The sequence below is a fragment of the Streptomyces phaeoluteigriseus genome (assembly GCF_001896135.2).
GTDB lineage: Bacteria > Actinomycetota > Actinomycetes > Streptomycetales > Streptomycetaceae > Streptomyces > Streptomyces phaeoluteigriseus.
The window spans coordinates 1-1,614 of record NZ_MPOH02000038.1; the positions used below are offsets into that span (position 1 = coordinate 1).

Annotated in this window: 1 pseudogene; it reads left to right on the forward strand. The window is 74.2% G+C overall.

Features of this window, described 5'->3' with window-relative positions:
* The first annotated feature begins 351 nt into the window (after positions 1 to 351).
* Positions 352 to 1,235, forward strand: a pseudogene (locus tag BM536_RS37365) (SCO6745 family protein).
* Positions 1,236 to 1,614: the final 379 nt, after the last annotated feature.

The window sequence follows — 1,614 nt, forward strand, 5'->3', positions numbered from 1 at the left end:
ATCAGGACGGTGCGAGTAATGGGTTGACGGCGCCGAACGGTCCGTCGCAGGAACGGGGGGTGCGAAGAGCGTGCCGCGGTGCGGTGCACGATGCGCTTGAGAGCGCTCTCAAGCGCGCGTCGGCTCATTCTGCTGCGAGGCCCGGACGGGGTCAACGCCTGTGACGGGCGGACCCGTTGAGACACGGAGGTGGCCCCACCACCCCATGGGCGCACCGACGCCGCCCCTGGCCGACGGCCCCGGCCGGGGGTTGAACGCCGCCGTCGTCATGGCGCATGCTGCCTTCCGGTGGTCAGGTGAGCGAATCGGTGAGCCGGGAGGCATGCGGTGGACGACGGCGTCGCGCGGACGATGTGGGCACGGTTCGAACTGGTCCACGACCTGGTCTACTTCGCCCCCGAGGCGCACCTGGCCGCCGACGAACTGGGCCTGCGCGGCTTCTGGATGGGCTACTTCGCGTTCCGCGCGGCACCCCTGGGCCCCGTTCCCGCCTCCGTCGTCACCAGTTCCTTCTACGTCTTCCACCCCGACCGCGTGGCGCGTGCCGTTCCCGACGCCTGGGGATACGCCGGTCCGGCCGACGTCCTCGCGGCGCGCGAACGGGCCATGGACGCCGCGATGACCCGCGTGTTCGGGGCCGACACGGTCGGTTCCGCCGACCTGGCCGAGGCGGCCGACCTCGCCTGGGAGGCGGCGCAGGCCGCCGACACGGCCGGACGCGTCCTCGGCGGCGCCAACCAGGCCCTCCCGCGTCCGGCACAGCCGCACGTCAGACTCTGGCAGGCGGTCACCACGCTCCGCGAACACCGCGGCGACGGACACATCGCCGTGCTCGTCGGTCACGGCCTGGGTCCGGTCGAGGCGATGGCGCTGAAGTGTGGGGCGGGGGAGTCGGACGAGGAACTGCTGCGGCAGACCCGCAAGTGGGACCTCGCGGCATGGCGGGCGGCACAGGCCGGACTGCGCGACCGCGGCTGGCTCACCGACGACGGCCGGCTCACCCCCGCCGGGACGCCGCCCACGCGGCCGTCGAAGCCGGGACGGACACCGCGGCGGCCGCCCCCTGGGCCGCCCTCGGCGCCGATGCCACCTCCCGCCTCGGTCACCTCCTCGCACCGCTGGCCCGCACCGTCCGCGAGTCGGGCCTCCTCCCGGAGGGCAACCCGGTGGGGCTCCCCGACGCGACGGCGAGGGCCGACGCCGAGGCGGTCGCGCCGGGCGGTCGTCCCGTCTGAGCGGACCGGCGGTGATGTCGGTGCCCGCTGCTGGAAGGTGACGGTGACACCTTTCTGGGAGGAACTCCTCTCGGAACTCATCTCCCTGCTCCCTGCTCGCTGCTCCCTACTCGCTGCTTTCTGCTCGCTGATCGCTCGGCCGCCCTGCGTGAGGCCTTCGCGCCGTGCCCGGGACAGTCGCGCGTGCCCAGCTGCGGGGACTGGCCCCATGGGCCCTGGTCGGGCACCTCACCCGGGCGCGGCTGACGTGCTCCTCGCCCTCCATGAGCGGCGCTCGCTGACCGCCTGCGCATGGTGGTCCGGCTGGTCCGGCTGGTCCGGGGCGGTCCGGCTGGTCCGGGGCGGTCCGGGTGGTCCGGGTGGTGGGGGTGGTGCGGAG